We start from the raw sequence: 14999 nt of genomic DNA, 5'->3' as shown, positions 1-14999 counted from the left end.
AAATCTATCATAAAATAGACTGATTAAAGTGTCTTAAACTTACCACTGGTCAATAAGTAAATTACAGAAAGATTTAATAATGTTTGCTACTCAACTTAAAACTAACCAAACTTTAGATAATATACCTAACGATATATTTGAAGCGATCGCTTACCTCAAGCAAGAATTAAATGCTGTTATCTTAGCTCACTATTATCAAGAACCGGATATTCAAGATATTGCTGACTATATAGGTGACTCCCTCGGTCTTTCTCAACAAGCAGCAGAAACAGATGCTGATGTCATCATTTTTGCCGGAGTTCATTTCATGGCAGAAACAGCAAAAATTCTCAACCCAAATAAACTGGTACTCCTCCCAGACTTAGATGCAGGTTGCTCTCTCGCCGATAGTTGCCCAGCGGAAGAATTTGCCAAATTTAAAGCAGTCCATCCTGATGCAATAGTAGTTTCTTATATTAATTGCACTGCTGCTATTAAAGCAATGAGCGATATTATCTGCACCAGTTCCAACTCAGTCAAAATAGTTAAGCAAATACCAGCAGACCAACCGATAATTTTTGCCCCAGACCGGAACCTGGGTCGTTATGTCATGGAGCAAACCGGACGAGATTTAATTTTGTGGGAAGGAAGTTGCATTGTTCACGAGACATTTTCTGAAAAAAAGATGGTGCAATTAAAAATAGAGCATCCCGAAGCTGAAATTATCGCTCATCCAGAATGCGAACCGAGTGTGTTGCGTCATGCTAATTATATTGGTTCAACCACTGCTTTATTGAAGTATTGTCAGGAAAACCAAAACCAAACATTTATTGTGGCAACGGAACCAGGAATAATTCATCAAATGCAAAAGAAAGCACCGAGCAAAAACTTTATTCCTGCACCAGCGATGAATAATTGTGCTTGTAACGAATGTCCTCACATGAGGTTGAATACTTTGGAAAAACTTTATCTGGCAATGAAAAATAAAACACCAGAAATTGAGATTCCTGAAGAGACGCGAGTAGAAGCACTAAAACCTATTCAAAAGATGTTAGAACTTTCATTTAATTAGGCAAAAGTTATAGATAGAGGATAAATGACAGAAGCAGTAAAAATTGCCCAACAATATTATGATGACACCGAAACCGACAGAATGTATGCAGCTATCTGGGGAGGGGAACATATTCATGATGGCATCTACACCCAACCAGACGAAGCAATTCACTATGCGTCCCTGCGTACCCTAGAAACCATTGCCCAAACTCTAGAAAAAATAGACCAAAATTCACGGGTCATCGACCTGGGAGCTGGATATGGAGGGGCAGCTAGGTATTTGGCTAAAACTTATGGCTGTTCCGTGTGTTGTCTCAATTTAAGCCAGTTGCAAAATCAACGCAACAGTCAACTTAATCAAGAACAAAACTTAAGCCACTTGGTAGAAGTTACTCAAGGAAGTTTTGAGGATATCCCCTATGCAGATAACTCCTTTGATATAGTTTGGTCTCAGGATGCCATTGTGCATAGTGGCGATCGCTGTCTAGTTTTCCCAGAAATTAAAAAAATATTAAAACCGGGAGGCGAATTAATTTTTACTGACCCCATGCAAAGCGAAATTTGCCCCCAGGAGCATTGCAACCTGCTTTTGACCGTCTGGGAATTAGTGATATTGGGTCTTATCTGTTTTACAGTCAAACAGTAAAAGAGTTTGGTTTTGAGGAACTACATTTTATTGATCTTTCTCAAAATGTACCAATTCATTATCGACGTTTTGGGGAAGAAGTACAGACAAGGGTTCAATGAAGTGGTCAAATTGACCTCAACAGAATTTACCAGTTATAAATAAATGACAGAGGAGTCAGGAGTCAGAAGTCAACAAAGAAGAAGAAAGAAGAAGAAAGAATAAAGAGGAGGAAAAGGAGAAAGTTTTTTTGATCACTAATTATCCGGACATGATATTATAATTAATTATCATTTTCTTTGTGGGTTTAATACCCCACCGTCTACACGGTGTTCAAAATTACTTGGGGTTAGAATCCCCATGTAATTTTCCTCCTGTCTCCAGTATAGCTGTCTCCTGTCTCCTTCTTCAATAATAATTAATTATTAATTGTTGAACACTTTCTTACTTAAGTTTTAGTCAATGATTTAAGCTATTATTTTTGAGTTAACAACAAAATTCAAACATGACAATTAAAATTTGTGAGATCAATATTTACGAAGTAGAATTACCATTAATTAAGCCATATCGAATTTCAGGTGGACGTTTATTTGTGGACAAAATGGACAGCATTATTGTCGCTATTACAACCAGTGATGGTATCGTAGGTTGGGGTGAGTCCTGTCCTTTTGGACAATCTTACTTACCTGCTTTTGCTGGAGGAATAAAGGCAGGAATGGCTCAATTAGCTCCTATACTTATAGGAGCTAATCCCCTTGAGTTAGAGAACATAAATCATCTTATGGACTTAACTCTCAAAGGACATTTATATGTCAAGTCTGCTATTGATGTAGCTTGTTGGGATATATTAGGTAAATATGCTAATTTGCCCCTCTATACACTGTTGGGAGGACGTTTTAGCGAACACGCTGATTTAATAGGGGCTTTTGCCAATGGTACACCAGAAGAAATGGTTGCCGATCTCAAACAACGAAGAGATCAAGGATATCATATTTTTTCTCCTAAAATTGGTGGGGAGGTTTCCCTTGATATTGCCCGTATTCAAGCAATCATGGCAGAATTACAGCCACAGGAAAAGATTACCATAGATGCTAATCGTGCTTGGTTGCCAGATCATGCTATTCAAATTATGAATTCTATCAATGATAAAACAGTATATTTTGAGCAACCCTGTGAAACATTGGAAGAATGTTTAACCGTGCGTCGCCTAACTCAACACCCCATTATTTTAGATGAGTGCATTCACACTTTTCAAGATTTATTATGGGCTCAACGAGAAGGTGTGGCACAAGCTATCAATATTAAAATTGGAAGAGTTGGAGGGTTAACTAAAGCCCGTCAAATGCGAGATTTTTGTCTGGCCACTGGACTTCGTATGAATATAGAAGAAACAGGCGGTAGCGTCATAGGAGGCACAGGTGCGATACATTTAGCCGTTGCTACCCCCCTCAGATATCGTTTAGCGACTTCAGATTCTACTAGATTACATACCGTCATTCCTGCCAAAGGTGGCTATACTTACAAAAAGGGTACAGGTATTCCACCAGAAACACCAGGTTTAGGCATAGAACCGATTATGGAAATATTAGGTGAACCCATTGCCGTTTATACTAAATCATAGTAATTTTTTCTAAAAGTATTTTCTAAACAACATATAATATAGATGATCAATCACCAAGAACGATATGATAAGTGGGCTTCCACATACAATGTAGATGTTAAAAATAGAAATTATTATGCTCCAAGCTACATCGTAGAATATCTCATGGAAGTTGTAAATCAGCAAGTAATAGATTACAGTAACAAATCTGAGCTTAAGGTTTTAGATGCCGGATGTGGTACAGGTTTGCTTGGAGTTAAATTACGCAAAGAGGGATTTTCTTATATTGATGGGGTAGATTTTTCTCATGAGATGGTAAAGTTAGCCTATGAAACAGGCGCATATCAATACTTGATGGGTTGGTGTGATTTGAATAAAAAACCACCCTTTTTTTTCCATCATCAATATGATTTAACTATTTGTTGTGGCGTATTTTCATTTGACTTAGTAAAGCCGACTGCATTAAGATGGCTGATGGAAGTAACAAAACCAGGAGGCATAATTTTAATGAGTACAAGATTGGTTTTTTGTGAGACTTATAATTTTGAAGGTTATTATAAAGAATTAGAGCAACTTGGAGAATTAAAATTAATAGATTGCAGAATGAATAAACCTTATTTAGGAGAGGAATCAAACGCACATTACTGGGTATTTGCTATTCCTGAAAGTAAAAAATAATGAAAAAATGCTTATTTTTAAATAATAGAGAGCCTTATCCAGAAGATATATTCAATCATCTTTCTCATGCGAATGTAGTTTGGTATCAGGATAATTCTGGTTCATTTTCCCTAGAAAAAATATTAGAGACCCATAATGATACAGAAATTTTGATAACAACTTTCATGAATTTAGATGCAAGTAATTTATCAAAACTTCCTCAACTGGAATTTATACTGGCAACAACAACGGAAACCAGTTATATAGATCGGGAATATTGTCACCAAAACAACATAAAAGTTGTAAACACTCCCAAATATACAGGTGCATCAGTTGCTGAACATGCTGTAGCTTTAATGCTTTCGGCAGCTAAAAGAATTGTTGATTTTAATACTAAAGTCAGATCGGGTGACTTTCAATTGTTTGAACATCAAGGTATGGAATTATCTGGCAAAAAAGTAGGCATTATAGGAATGGGTGATATTGGGAAAAGAATTGCTAAAATACTTCAAGGTTTTGAAATGAAAGTTAAGTATAGTAATAGAAGTCAGCTGACTACCAGTTTAGGGATACAGACAGATTTGAATACCTTACTATCAGAAAGTGATGTGATTTTTCTGACACTACCTTTAAACCAAGATACTAAGAATATCATAAATTTTCAGAATATTTCCCAAATCAAAAAAGGAGCTATATTGATTAATATTTCTCCTGATAAATTGATCGAATTTAATGCTTTGAAGTGGGCTTTGGAAGATGGCAAATTATCCTATGCTGGAGTAGATTTACTGAGTGAAGATGAAAAATATTTTCAACTTCCTAATCTAATCATTACACCTCGTCGTGGTTGGTATACTAAAGAATCCTTTACACGAAGAATTAAAATGGTTGTAGAGACTCTTACGAATTATTTGAGAAATTTTTAAAATTATGAAAGCGATGAAAAAAACTGAACTGGATCTGAAAAAATCACTAGATTTAGAGACTAAAACTTTAAATATAATGGTTGATGAGCTTTATAACTCTTACGGTTTAAGAATGTTTAAAGCTGGTTCAGAATGGGAAAATATGGACTTAGAAGAAATTGCTTACCTCAAGCAATTAGGAAGCCATGATATACCCGTATTAATGAAAGTTGGTGGAGTTGAAGCAAGAACAGAAATTAGAAATTTGCTAGAGATTGGAGTAGAATCTTTTTTAGCTCCAATGGTAGAGTCTGAGTTTGCCTTGGAAAAGTTTGTTACAATTACTAAAGGAATTTGTCAGAAACATCATAAAAAGCCCAGACTAGCTATGATGATAGAATCAATTCAGACTTATAATAATCTTGACATCATTCTTAATAGTCCCTATTTTGATGAACTAGAAATGCTAGTGTTAGGACGCTTGGATTTATCAAATTCAATGGGAATACAAAATGTTGACGCTCCAGAAGTACAAGAAATATGCAAAAAAATCATTGATGCAGTACATAAAAAAGGGAAAAGTGTTTCTGTGGGAGGTTTTGTAAATCCTCGTACTGCTCTTTCTATCAAGAATGAGTTCCAAGCGGATCATTTGAATACTATTAATTTTTTACTGAATATTGATAAGTGTCAAGACTTATCTGAAGGTGTAAGATTGATGTTAAATACAGAAATAGCATATTATGAAAGTCTTAAAAACTTGAATCCTCAAAGGAATGATTTTTATCAATCCAGAGTTGAAATTACCAAGAAAAAATTAGTTGCTTCAGTTGACTAAAGCGATCAATATAATTATTTGTTATCAAAAATGAATTTTTTACAAAAACATAGTGCTATAGATGTAACCTTAAGAGATGCAGGTTTCCTTAACAATTGGGACTTTTCTGAAAGTGAGGTTTTCCAAGTCGTTACTGGAATGGATAAAGTTGGTGTAGATGTGATTGAAGTTGGTTATCTGAGTGAAGATCCTGAAAGTATGCTTACTGCTACTTGTCCATCATCCTTATTAGCTAGTTTAAAAGAAAAAGTTAACTCCGCCTCTGTTGGTGGAATGTTGAGATGTTACGAAGAAAAAGTAGATGAAATATTAGATTCAAGGGGTGAATTTCTTGATCTGATTCGTATTGTAGTAAGTGTAAAAGAAGAAATTCCTTTGGCAATAAAGATAGCTGAAAAAATAAAAAAATTAGGTATATCATCTAGCTTGAATTTTGCTAATTTTACAGTCTATACCCCTGATGAATTATTATCCGCAGTTAAATTAGCAGCCACAGCAAAAGAGGTATTTGATATATTTTATTTTGCTGATTCTAGGGGTGCAGCACAACCCGATGAAGTTTTTTCTTTTATCAAATCTGCACGTCAAGAATGGGATGGGGTATTAGGTTTTCATGCTCATGATATGTTAGGTTTGGCTTCTGCTAACTCTCATGCAGCGATGGCAGCAGGATGTACTATAATTGATGGTTCTATTAATGGCTATGGTTTAGGTGCAGGTAATACTAAAATTGATCAAGCTTTAGCTATCGTGGAACATTTTCACAATGAGAAGTTATATCAATATGAACATCTCAAATCTCTTTTCCATATACTCCAAGTTCCTGTTTTACCTGAACAAAGATATTTACAATACCTCGCAGGTAGTAAAAATCTTTCAGGATTATGGGTAGCCCCTCTGTTAGAACGTTATGGGAATACAACAATCGATTTTTTACAACAATTGCCTTGGAAACGTTACAAGACAATAGAAGAAATTTTACAACCACAAGAAGTTACTGTTTAAATCTCTGACATTAAAAATGCAAGTAATCAATTTTATTCATCAACTTAAGTTAGAAGATATTCCAGAAGCAATCCAACGAGAAGGAATTCGTAGCTTAATTGATACTTTGGGAGCGGCAATAATTGGTCACAACACCAAACTTTCCCACATTGTGAATGAATATGTAGTGGCGACTTATGGTGGTAAAGGCGGGTTTTTATGGCTTGATGGTAGGGAAGTATCTCTACCTGCGGCAGTATTTGCTAATGGGATGACTACCGATGCTATGGGTATTTATGGAGGACATCCCCTCGCTAGGGGTACAGCTGGGGCTACTTTATTAGCTACTTTATTAACTACAGTTACCCCCAATGCTACAGGAAAGGAACTTTTGAAATCATGGATTATGGGCTTTGAAATAGCTTTCAGAGCAGGAATAGCTTTAAATAAGAGAGATAGTAGTAAAGCTCATACCGCTTGTACTTGGAATATTATAGGTAGTGCGGCGATCGCATCTCGTCTGTTATCATTGAGTCCCTCTGAAACGGAACACGCTCTTGGTATAGCTGAATATGTAGCCCCTGTTGCACCCATTCCCAAAACCGTTGGTTATCCCACTATGGTGAGAACTGGTGCTGGTTGGGCAGCAATGGAAGGGGTTACCTCTGCATTGTTAGCTAGACAAGGTTTTACAGGAGCGCCCACTTTCAATATCGAGGAAAAAGAAGTAGCCGATATTTGGGATGATTTAGGACAACATTGGCAATTATCTAAATCTTATTACAAACCTTATACCGTTTGTCGGTGGATGCAAGCAGGTATGGATGCGGCATTAGTACTTAGAGATAATCTGAAAGAAGATTTTAAAAGTATTACGTCTATCAAAGTTCATTCTTTTGCTGTGGCAACCAAGGAAAGAAATATGCCTATGCCCAAAAATACCGAGGAAGCTCAGTTTAACCTCAAATTTGCAGTGGCGGCTATACTCGTTTATGGTGAATTAGGCAGAGCAACAACATTTGAAGCCGCATTTAAAAGTGATATTGTTGCTCATTTGTATGATTGTATAGAGACTATTGAAGAAGAAAAATTTACCAGTATTTATCCCAATCAGCGATTTGCAAGGGTAATTATCAAAACATACAGTGGAATGACTTATGATTCTGGTGATATTGAGGAAAAATGGGCATCAACTGAGCCACCCACGGATGAAGAATTAAAAGAAAAGTTTCGAGCTTTAACCAAAGGTGAGTTGTCAGAAAAACGAGCAACTGATTTGGAGGAAATGGTTTGGAATTGCATAAGTTTATCAAATGTAAGCAGTCTGCTTGAATTGATGAATCAACCTTCTTGAGACAAGAATAATCTAGAATTATCTTTAATAAAGGAAATCAAAATAAACATGAAAAATTTAGTTTCATCTACCGCACTTAAATCCTCTCAAGTCCCCGTAAAATTGTCAAATCGTTCCTTTCTTCCGGGTTCAGATCATCCATCCATGCCATCTCATATTTCCAAAAATCCGACAGAAACATTTCCTTTAGTTTTACAACCAATATCTAATTCTTCTGCTAAAAATATTTCTATAAAAGAATGGGTAAAAGAAACAGAATTTTGGATTGAAGAGGTTTTGCATAAGTATGGAGCTATATTTAATAGCTCATATCCGCCAAAAAATATGGCTAAGTGCTGTTTCAATTCAATGGCAAAAAGGAGATGTATTAATCTTAGATAATCTCTTAGTCCAACATGGAAGGATGTCTTTTGAAGGACCACGTCAAATGTTTGTGAGTATATTGAAATAAAGAGAGTTGCAGACGAATTTAAAAAGAGACAGATGGAATAATGAGATAGATGTCATTGTGATCGGTAGTGGTTTTGCCGGTTTAGCCACCGCCATTTCTGCTAGAGAAGTAGGAGCATCCGTAATGGTTTTAGAAAAGCAAAATCATTGCGGTGGTAATTCTTTATTTAGTGATGGAGTTTTAGCAATAGTTAATCAAAATTTGCAAGGTGAAAATGGATTAATTGATTCTCCTGATTTACTCAGGCAAGATATGTTAAATGCAGGACGTGGTTATTGCGATGAAAAGCTAGTAAATATCTTGGCTAATCAAGCAAATGAGGTTTTTCAATGGCTCGTTGAAGAGATTGGATGTTGTTTTCAAGATCGTGTAGATCAGTTTGGTGGGCATTCAATGCCTCGTAGTTATACACCTTGTGATGACTCTGGCAAGGGAATTATTAAACCCATGTTGGCTAAATTCAAAAGCTTAGATGGTAAGATTAAGCCTAATACAAGTTTTAGAGAATTCCTTACCAATGAAAAGAATGAAATCATTGGTGTGGTTATTCAGTCTGTTCAAAAAAATTCAACACTTCCTCTAGAATATATTAAAGTCCGAAAAGGAGTTGTCTTAGCTACTGGTGGTTTTTCGGGGGATATTTCATTCAGAATCAAATATGATCAGCGTCTCAATGCTGAAGTTGATCATATTTGATTCTGAATGAAATATCCCCCGAAAAGGAGTTGTCTTAGCTACTGGTGGTTTTTCGGGGGATATTTCATTCAGAATCAAATATGATCAGCGTCTCAATGCTGAAGTTGATCATACGAATATACCTAACACTACTGCCCAAGGAATGTTACAAGCCGTAGCACTAGATGCTCAAACAGTCAATTTAAACTATATTCAACTTGCCCCTTGGACTTCGCCTGACGAGAAATCTTATGGTACAGCTCCAATTTTTGCGAGTTACGCTGTATTCCAATATGGATTTATGGTTGATGTAGCCACAGGTAAACGATTTGTTAATGAATTAGCAGATAGAAAAACCTGTACAGATGCCATGTTTGAACTCTCACAGCCAAGTGTTGGTATTGCAGATGCCCAAGGAGTCGAATTAGCTGGAAAAAGTATTAAAAGTGCTTTGAGGCGTGGTGTTGTGAAAAAATTTGAGACTTTAGAGACTTTAGCTGAGGCATATAACATCCCTGTTAAGACTTTATGTGAAACACTACTTGAATACAATACTTATGTTGAGACTCAGTGTGATGTGGCATTGGGCAAACCTATTCTTGAAGGTAGCAAACCATTAAAACCTCCATTTTATGGCGTACGTTTATACCCAAAGGTTCATCATACAATGGGTGGACTCAAAATTAATGCAGATGCACAGGTGCTTAATTCAAAGGAGAAACCAATTAAGGGTTTATATGCGGCTGGAGAAGTAACAGGTGGTGTTCATGGTGCTTGTAGATTAAGTACCTTAGCCATAACAGACTGCCTTGTATTTGGTCGTATAGCTGGCCGGAATGTTGCAAAGCAGTAAAGTTATACTTTATAATTGGTATTGCTGAATCAAGGTATGAAAATCAAAACTGAAGAATCTCAAATATTTGTCATTAATATAGTTTAGCAATCGCCAAAAAATACAAATCATACCAACGCATCAGCAACGCCTAAAGTTCTATGGGTAAATATAATTTAACTTTTTAAACAATGGCTCAAACAACAGTAAAAACAAATCAAGAAATTAAAAGTATTCGTCCTCTCACTGATGAGGAAGTTACTCGTTTTCATAAAGATGGTTTTATCATCATCAGAAATATGTTCTCTGCACAAGAGCTTAAACCTCTTCAAGAAGCCCTGAAAAAAGATCCTACTATGGGAAATTCACAAACAGCCGTAATATATGAGGACGGCAAGAGTTGGAAAGTTTCAGCTTGGACAGACTTAGGGGAAACTTTTTTGGGCATTATGTCTCGTACAGCAAGAATTGTTGATGCTATTGAGTTACTATTAGAAGAAGAATGTTACCACTGGCACTCAAAAATTGTGATCAAGCAACCTGGTGATGGTAAAGTTGATTGGCACGCTGATTTCTCTGCATGGTATCAGGATGGATGCCTTTACCCTAATATGATTACTTGTTCTATTGCACTAGACAAGAATGATATTTCTAATGGTTGTTTGCAGATACTTCGTGGTTCCCACGTTATGGCTAGGCTAGATGATGTGACTAGAGGTAATTCTGTGGCTGGTGATCCGGTTCGTATGGAAAAAGCTTTTGAAAACCATGAATTGGTGTATTGTGAAATGGACGCTGGTGATGTTTTATTTTTTCATGCTAAAACGCTTCATGGTTCTGATGGCAACAATAGTCATGAAGTTCGTTCTTTAATACATTCAACTTTTAATGCACGATCTAATGAGCCTATTTTTCGTGAACGACAACAACATCACTTATATAAACCACTAACTAAATTACCAGACTCTGCACTAAAAGATGCTAATTGTTCAGCTTTTGATGATCAAATATTTCACGGAAAGGAAACTGACGGTAATAAAAGGAAAGGTATATTTCTAAGAAGATTGCCCCACAAAGAGTGAAAACTGCTTTACCGAAAAATTGTGGGTATGCGCCTCCCCTTTTCAGGGGATAATAAGCGGTCGTTTGCGCAGCATGACCTAGGATGGGATGGCGAGGTCTCCTCGCCATATCCAATGGACTCCTGTGAAGAAAAAATTTTCATGAATTTGTCAATCCTCTTCAATTCATGGAGAGGTAATTATTCATTATTCATTATTCATTGTTGAATGATGACTTTTCTCGGAAATGGTACTAATATCAATAACAATGTTAGGCTAGGGCAATTATTTTACAGAAAAAAAGTTATTAAAATAAAAGGTTTTCCACGAGACAAAAAAGCGAGTGCGTAATTCTGAGGTTTCCTCAGAATGTAAGACGCACTCAAGACAGTGAAATTATTTTGGGCTACTGTTACCGCCAACAGAACAGAATATATTGTTACTAATGATTTGAGCCAATCTTAAGAGCGATGATGTAGAATTTGAGTCACAAACCAGATGGAAAATAAAAGAGTTCCATAGAGAAATTAAGCAATTAACAGGACTTGAGCAGTGCCAATGTCGTAGGGCGAGAATTCAGAAAAACCATATTGCTTGTGGTATGTTGGTTTGGAACCATTTAAAAGAGTTAGCTGGAAAAATGGGGAAAACTATTTATCAACTGAAACATCAATTGTTATCTAAATATTTAGTATCTGAACTCAAATATCCTACAATTAAAATGACGGTGGTTTAAGTTTTTATGAATAGGAATAGAATCAGCAAAGCTGGGCGATAGCTATAATTTTGTAGGCGATCACTATATTTAGTATACGCTATATATAGTGTCTTTGCGTAAGTCCTGAATAAATAAAATTTAGCTAAAATTATTTATACTATTGTTTCATTGAGTAAATTATAATGACAACAACTCTAGGGACTCCTGATACTACCTTAGCAACTATTCAAGCTGCTTTACCTGTTGATCCACGACCTTATATTATAGCCGATCGCTCTGCCGGATTAATTGTAGTAGATGTACTTAATGGTTTTTGCACTGTTGGGTTTGGTCCCTTAGCACCCCAAGAACCTAACGAACAAATTGCTACAATGATTTCAGAAAGCGATCGCCTAGCGAGAACTTTTGTTGAACGAGGTTGGCCAGTTTTAGCATTTTTAGATACCCACGAACCAGGGAAACCAGAACCTCCTTATCCACCTCATTGCGAAAAGGGAACAGGAGAAGAAGAACTTGTCCCAGAACTGAAATGGTTACACGATAATCCCCTCGCAACATTAGTTCCCAAGGATTGTATTAATGGATTTATCGGTTCTATTGATGTTAATACTCAGCGTAATGTATTGTTAAACTGGATAAATGAATACAAACTGGAAGTCTTAGTTGTGGTAGGAATTTGCACCGATATCTGTGTGATGGATTTTGTTGTAACTATTCTGTCGGTTCGTAATCATGGTTTAGTGCCTACTTTAAAAGATGTGGCTGTATATGAAAAAGGTTGTGCTACCTTTGACCTCACAGCAGAAATGGCAGCAGAGCAAGGTTTACCAAAAACTGCTATTCATCCACAGAAAGTATCACACCATGTCGGATTATATAAAATGGCCGAACGCGGTGCATTTATTGCTTCTACTATTGAAATTTAGAGGCCGACCGACTGTTAAAAGTAGAATTTTCCGGTATTGAAAATAAGTTAGACACCTATACTGTGTTGATGATAAGCTTCAAAAATTACAGCAGTTTTCGAGTTGATCAGTTACAAAGTTTGATACTTTTAGGGAATAGGTAGCAGGGATCAAGGAATGAATAAAAATTATAGATTATTCATAAACTATACCGTAATTATTCGGTAAAAAATCACAAATATTTGTAGCAAATACAGAAGTTTTCGAGTCTTGGAGGTAGAAAAAATTATGCTTTTAAAACACAGGGAATAGGGAATAAGAATTAAAGATAAACTTTAAATTATACCTTACTACCCTGAAATTTGCTGTATTTATTTAATTACTGTTAGAGTTCAAAGTTAAAAGCTCATATCAAATCCGTCTAATTGCATATGCTTCCAATTACCTTACGATCAGTTTTAGCCTAATAGACACCTCCAATTATCAAAAATCAAATCAATTATCGTACTCTTATTCATCAATTCTTTCCCCCTACTCCCTACTCCATCTTTTATGGAGATGTCTAATGATTGTGAGGTTATTTAACCGGATTTGATATTAAAAGTAAAACCGAAACATAATAACTTCTGAATATAAATATAAGTTCCTCTAAATAATTTTTGATTCATAACCGAAGAAATTGTAAAAAAGTAGCTGAATTTTAAGAAAGCAATTATAATCTTTCTAATCTGTAGACAATGAGCAGACAATGAGCAAGCATTCTTCTTGTCCCCTCTTAATTGCAAGGGATAGTCTATTGCTATCTATAAATATGTATCTGAAATTCCTTATAGAAAAGCTTTGCTCAACAAAATTGTACACTGATTTATTCTAGATCAAATAAATAACTTTATACGAATGCCAAGATTAAAATCTCTAAACATTTCTCCCTACTTTGATGTTATAGTAGTAGGTTCGGGTGCAGCAGGACTTTATGCTGCACTTTGTTTACCTACTCATCTTAGAGTTGGTTTAGTTACTAAGGATGTCATAAATATGGGATCGAGTAACTGCGCTCAGGGAGGTATTGCTGCTGCTGTAGATCCATCAGATCATCCATTCTTACACTTAGAAGATACCCTCAAAGCAGGTGTGGGTTTATGTGAAAAAGAAGCGGTAAAATTCATGGTTGAGAATGCAGGTGAAGCGATCGCTCATCTAGAAAAAGAAGCGGTAAAATTCATGGTTGAGAATGCAGGTGAAGCGATCGCTCATCTAGTAGAAATGGGTGTTGCTTTTGACCGCAAAGGAGAAAAACTGGCAATGACTTTAGAAGCTGCCCACTCACATCCTCGTGTACTTCATTCCGCAGATACTACAGGTCGAGCTATTATTGATACACTGACAGCAAAAGTGTTGGAACGTCAAAACATTCAAGTTATTTCTCAGGCAGTAGCATTAAATTTATGGCTAACACCACAAAAAAATCGCGTCCAAGGTATTAGTCTTCTCCATCAAAGTAAAATTCAGTGGTTAAAATCTTCTGTAGTTGTGCTGGCAACGGGTGGAGGGGGTCAAATATTTGCTCAAACAACTAACCCGGAAGTGAGTACAGGGGATGGAGTAGCAATAGCTTGGCGTGCGGGAGCTGTGTTACGAGATTTGGAATTTTTCCAATTTCATCCTACTGCTTTAACTAAACCAGGCGCTCCTCATTTTCTGATTAGTGAAGCTGTGCGGGGGGAAGGAGCGCATCTAATTGACGATCGTGGAAACCGCTTTGCCTTTGAATATCATCCTGCTGGAGAGTTGGCACCAAGAGATGTTGTCAGTAGAGCTATTTTTCATCACTTGCAAAAAACTGCAGATGATCCCACCCAAGCTCATGTTTATTTAGATTTGCTCCATGAACTCCCGTACTTGCCGTTTCTCCGATGGCATAGAGTCCACGAATTGAGGTTTTACTCATTAAGTTACAAGCAATTCCACCCATCCAATAATGAGCAGCAGGAGCAACCGGAATAGGTTCTTGAAAAACATCAATACCCCATTGTTTGCAGACATTGATAATATTGGGGAAGCGATAACGAATGCGGTCGGGAGCAATAGGTCGCAAATCTAAATAAACATGAGCTTGGGTGGGATCATCTGCAGTTTTTTGCAAGTGATGAAAAATAGCTCTACTGACAACATCTCTTGGTGCCAACTCTCCAGCAGGATGATATTCAAAGGCAAAGCGGTTTCCACGATCGTCAATTAGATGCGCTCCTTCCCCCCGCACAGCTTCACTAATCAGAAAATGAGGAGCGCCTGGTTTAGTTAAAGCAGGCGCTCCTTCCCCCCGCACAGCTTCACTAATCAGAAAATGAGGAGCGCCTGGTTT

General features: G+C 36.6%; 15 protein-coding genes and 2 pseudogenes. 16 read left to right on the top strand and 1 reads right to left on the bottom strand.

The genetic code is table 11. From position 1 onward, the window contains the following. Positions 1-79 precede the first annotated feature (79 nt). From nadA to D5R40_RS06030, 16 genes and pseudogenes are all read left to right on the top strand, one after another. The gene (gene nadA / locus D5R40_RS06095) at positions 80-1051 is read left to right on the top strand and encodes a quinolinate synthase NadA (RefSeq protein WP_124144725.1); all 972 of its coding nucleotides are present in this window, start codon (positions 80-82) and stop codon (positions 1049-1051) included. Between the two features lie 24 nt (positions 1052-1075). Beyond that, positions 1076-1678, top strand: a complete 603-nt coding sequence (locus tag D5R40_RS06090; protein ID WP_240038928.1) for an SAM-dependent methyltransferase — start codon at positions 1076-1078, stop codon at positions 1676-1678. A gap of 484 nt (positions 1679-2162) precedes the next feature. After that, positions 2163-3278, top strand: a complete 1116-nt coding sequence (locus D5R40_RS06085) for a mandelate racemase/muconate lactonizing enzyme family protein (protein ID WP_124154367.1) — start codon at positions 2163-2165, stop codon at positions 3276-3278. 42 nt (positions 3279-3320) lie between these two features. Then, a complete protein-coding gene (locus tag D5R40_RS06080; RefSeq protein WP_124154366.1) occupies positions 3321-3935 on the top strand; it encodes a class I SAM-dependent DNA methyltransferase in 615 nt (204 codons plus the stop codon). Further along, complete coding sequence (locus D5R40_RS06075; RefSeq protein WP_124144727.1) at positions 3935-4840, top strand: 2-hydroxyacid dehydrogenase; 906 nt, start codon at positions 3935-3937, stop codon at positions 4838-4840. The genes D5R40_RS06080 and D5R40_RS06075 overlap by 1 nt, the downstream gene beginning before the upstream one ends. A gap of 13 nt (positions 4841-4853) precedes the next feature. Beyond that, entirely contained in the window at positions 4854-5657 is an 804-nt protein-coding gene (locus D5R40_RS06070) for an aldolase/citrate lyase family protein (RefSeq protein ID WP_161564939.1), read from the top strand. Positions 5658-5687: 30 nt separating this feature from the next. After that, entirely contained in the window at positions 5688-6662 is a 975-nt protein-coding gene (locus D5R40_RS06065) for a hydroxymethylglutaryl-CoA lyase-like TIM-barrel protein (protein WP_124144729.1), read from the top strand. Positions 6663-6678: 16 nt separating this feature from the next. Next, the gene (locus D5R40_RS06060; protein ID WP_124154364.1) at positions 6679-7995 is read left to right on the top strand and encodes an MmgE/PrpD family protein; all 1317 of its coding nucleotides are present in this window, start codon (positions 6679-6681) and stop codon (positions 7993-7995) included. A gap of 48 nt (positions 7996-8043) precedes the next feature. After that, on the top strand, positions 8044-8376 hold the full coding sequence (locus D5R40_RS39195) for a hypothetical protein (RefSeq protein WP_240041551.1): 333 nt from the start codon (positions 8044-8046) through the stop codon (positions 8374-8376). Next, positions 8318-8446: a TauD/TfdA family dioxygenase gene (locus D5R40_RS42455; protein WP_375339371.1), complete on the top strand. Its 129-nt coding sequence runs from the start codon at positions 8318-8320 to the stop codon at positions 8444-8446. Before D5R40_RS39195 ends, D5R40_RS42455 begins: the two co-directional genes overlap by 59 nt. A 6-nt stretch (positions 8447-8452) precedes the next feature. Continuing rightward, positions 8453-9142: an FAD-dependent oxidoreductase gene (locus D5R40_RS06050; RefSeq protein ID WP_124154362.1), complete on the top strand. Its 690-nt coding sequence runs from the start codon at positions 8453-8455 to the stop codon at positions 9140-9142. A 13-nt stretch (positions 9143-9155) separates the two neighbouring features. Further along, complete coding sequence (locus D5R40_RS06045; protein WP_124154361.1) at positions 9156-9974, top strand: FAD-binding protein; 819 nt, start codon at positions 9156-9158, stop codon at positions 9972-9974. 170 nt (positions 9975-10144) lie between these two features. Next, positions 10145-11035, top strand: coding sequence for a phytanoyl-CoA dioxygenase family protein (locus D5R40_RS06040; RefSeq protein WP_124154360.1), 891 nt, complete (start codon positions 10145-10147; stop codon positions 11033-11035). A gap of 369 nt (positions 11036-11404) precedes the next feature. Then, positions 11405-11750: pseudogene (locus D5R40_RS39190) on the top strand (IS701 family transposase); the annotation flags it as partial. A gap of 164 nt (positions 11751-11914) precedes the next feature. Beyond that, a complete protein-coding gene (locus D5R40_RS06035) occupies positions 11915-12658 on the top strand; it encodes an isochorismatase family protein (protein ID WP_124154359.1) in 744 nt (247 codons plus the stop codon). A gap of 876 nt (positions 12659-13534) precedes the next feature. Continuing rightward, a pseudogene (locus tag D5R40_RS06030) lies at positions 13535-14518 on the top strand (FAD-dependent oxidoreductase); the annotation flags it as partial. Here D5R40_RS06030 and D5R40_RS06025 read toward each other — a convergent pair. Next, a partial coding sequence (locus D5R40_RS06025; RefSeq protein WP_240041550.1) for an FAD-binding protein occupies positions 14454-14999 on the bottom strand: 546 nt, incomplete at its 5' end. The pseudogene D5R40_RS06030 and the gene D5R40_RS06025 overlap by 65 nt on opposite strands.

This window comes from Okeania hirsuta, assembly GCF_003838195.1.
GTDB lineage: Bacteria > Cyanobacteriota > Cyanobacteriia > Cyanobacteriales > Microcoleaceae > Okeania > Okeania hirsuta.
Note: the sequence above shows the minus strand (reverse complement) of the source record. Positions and strands in the feature narration are given on the sequence as shown.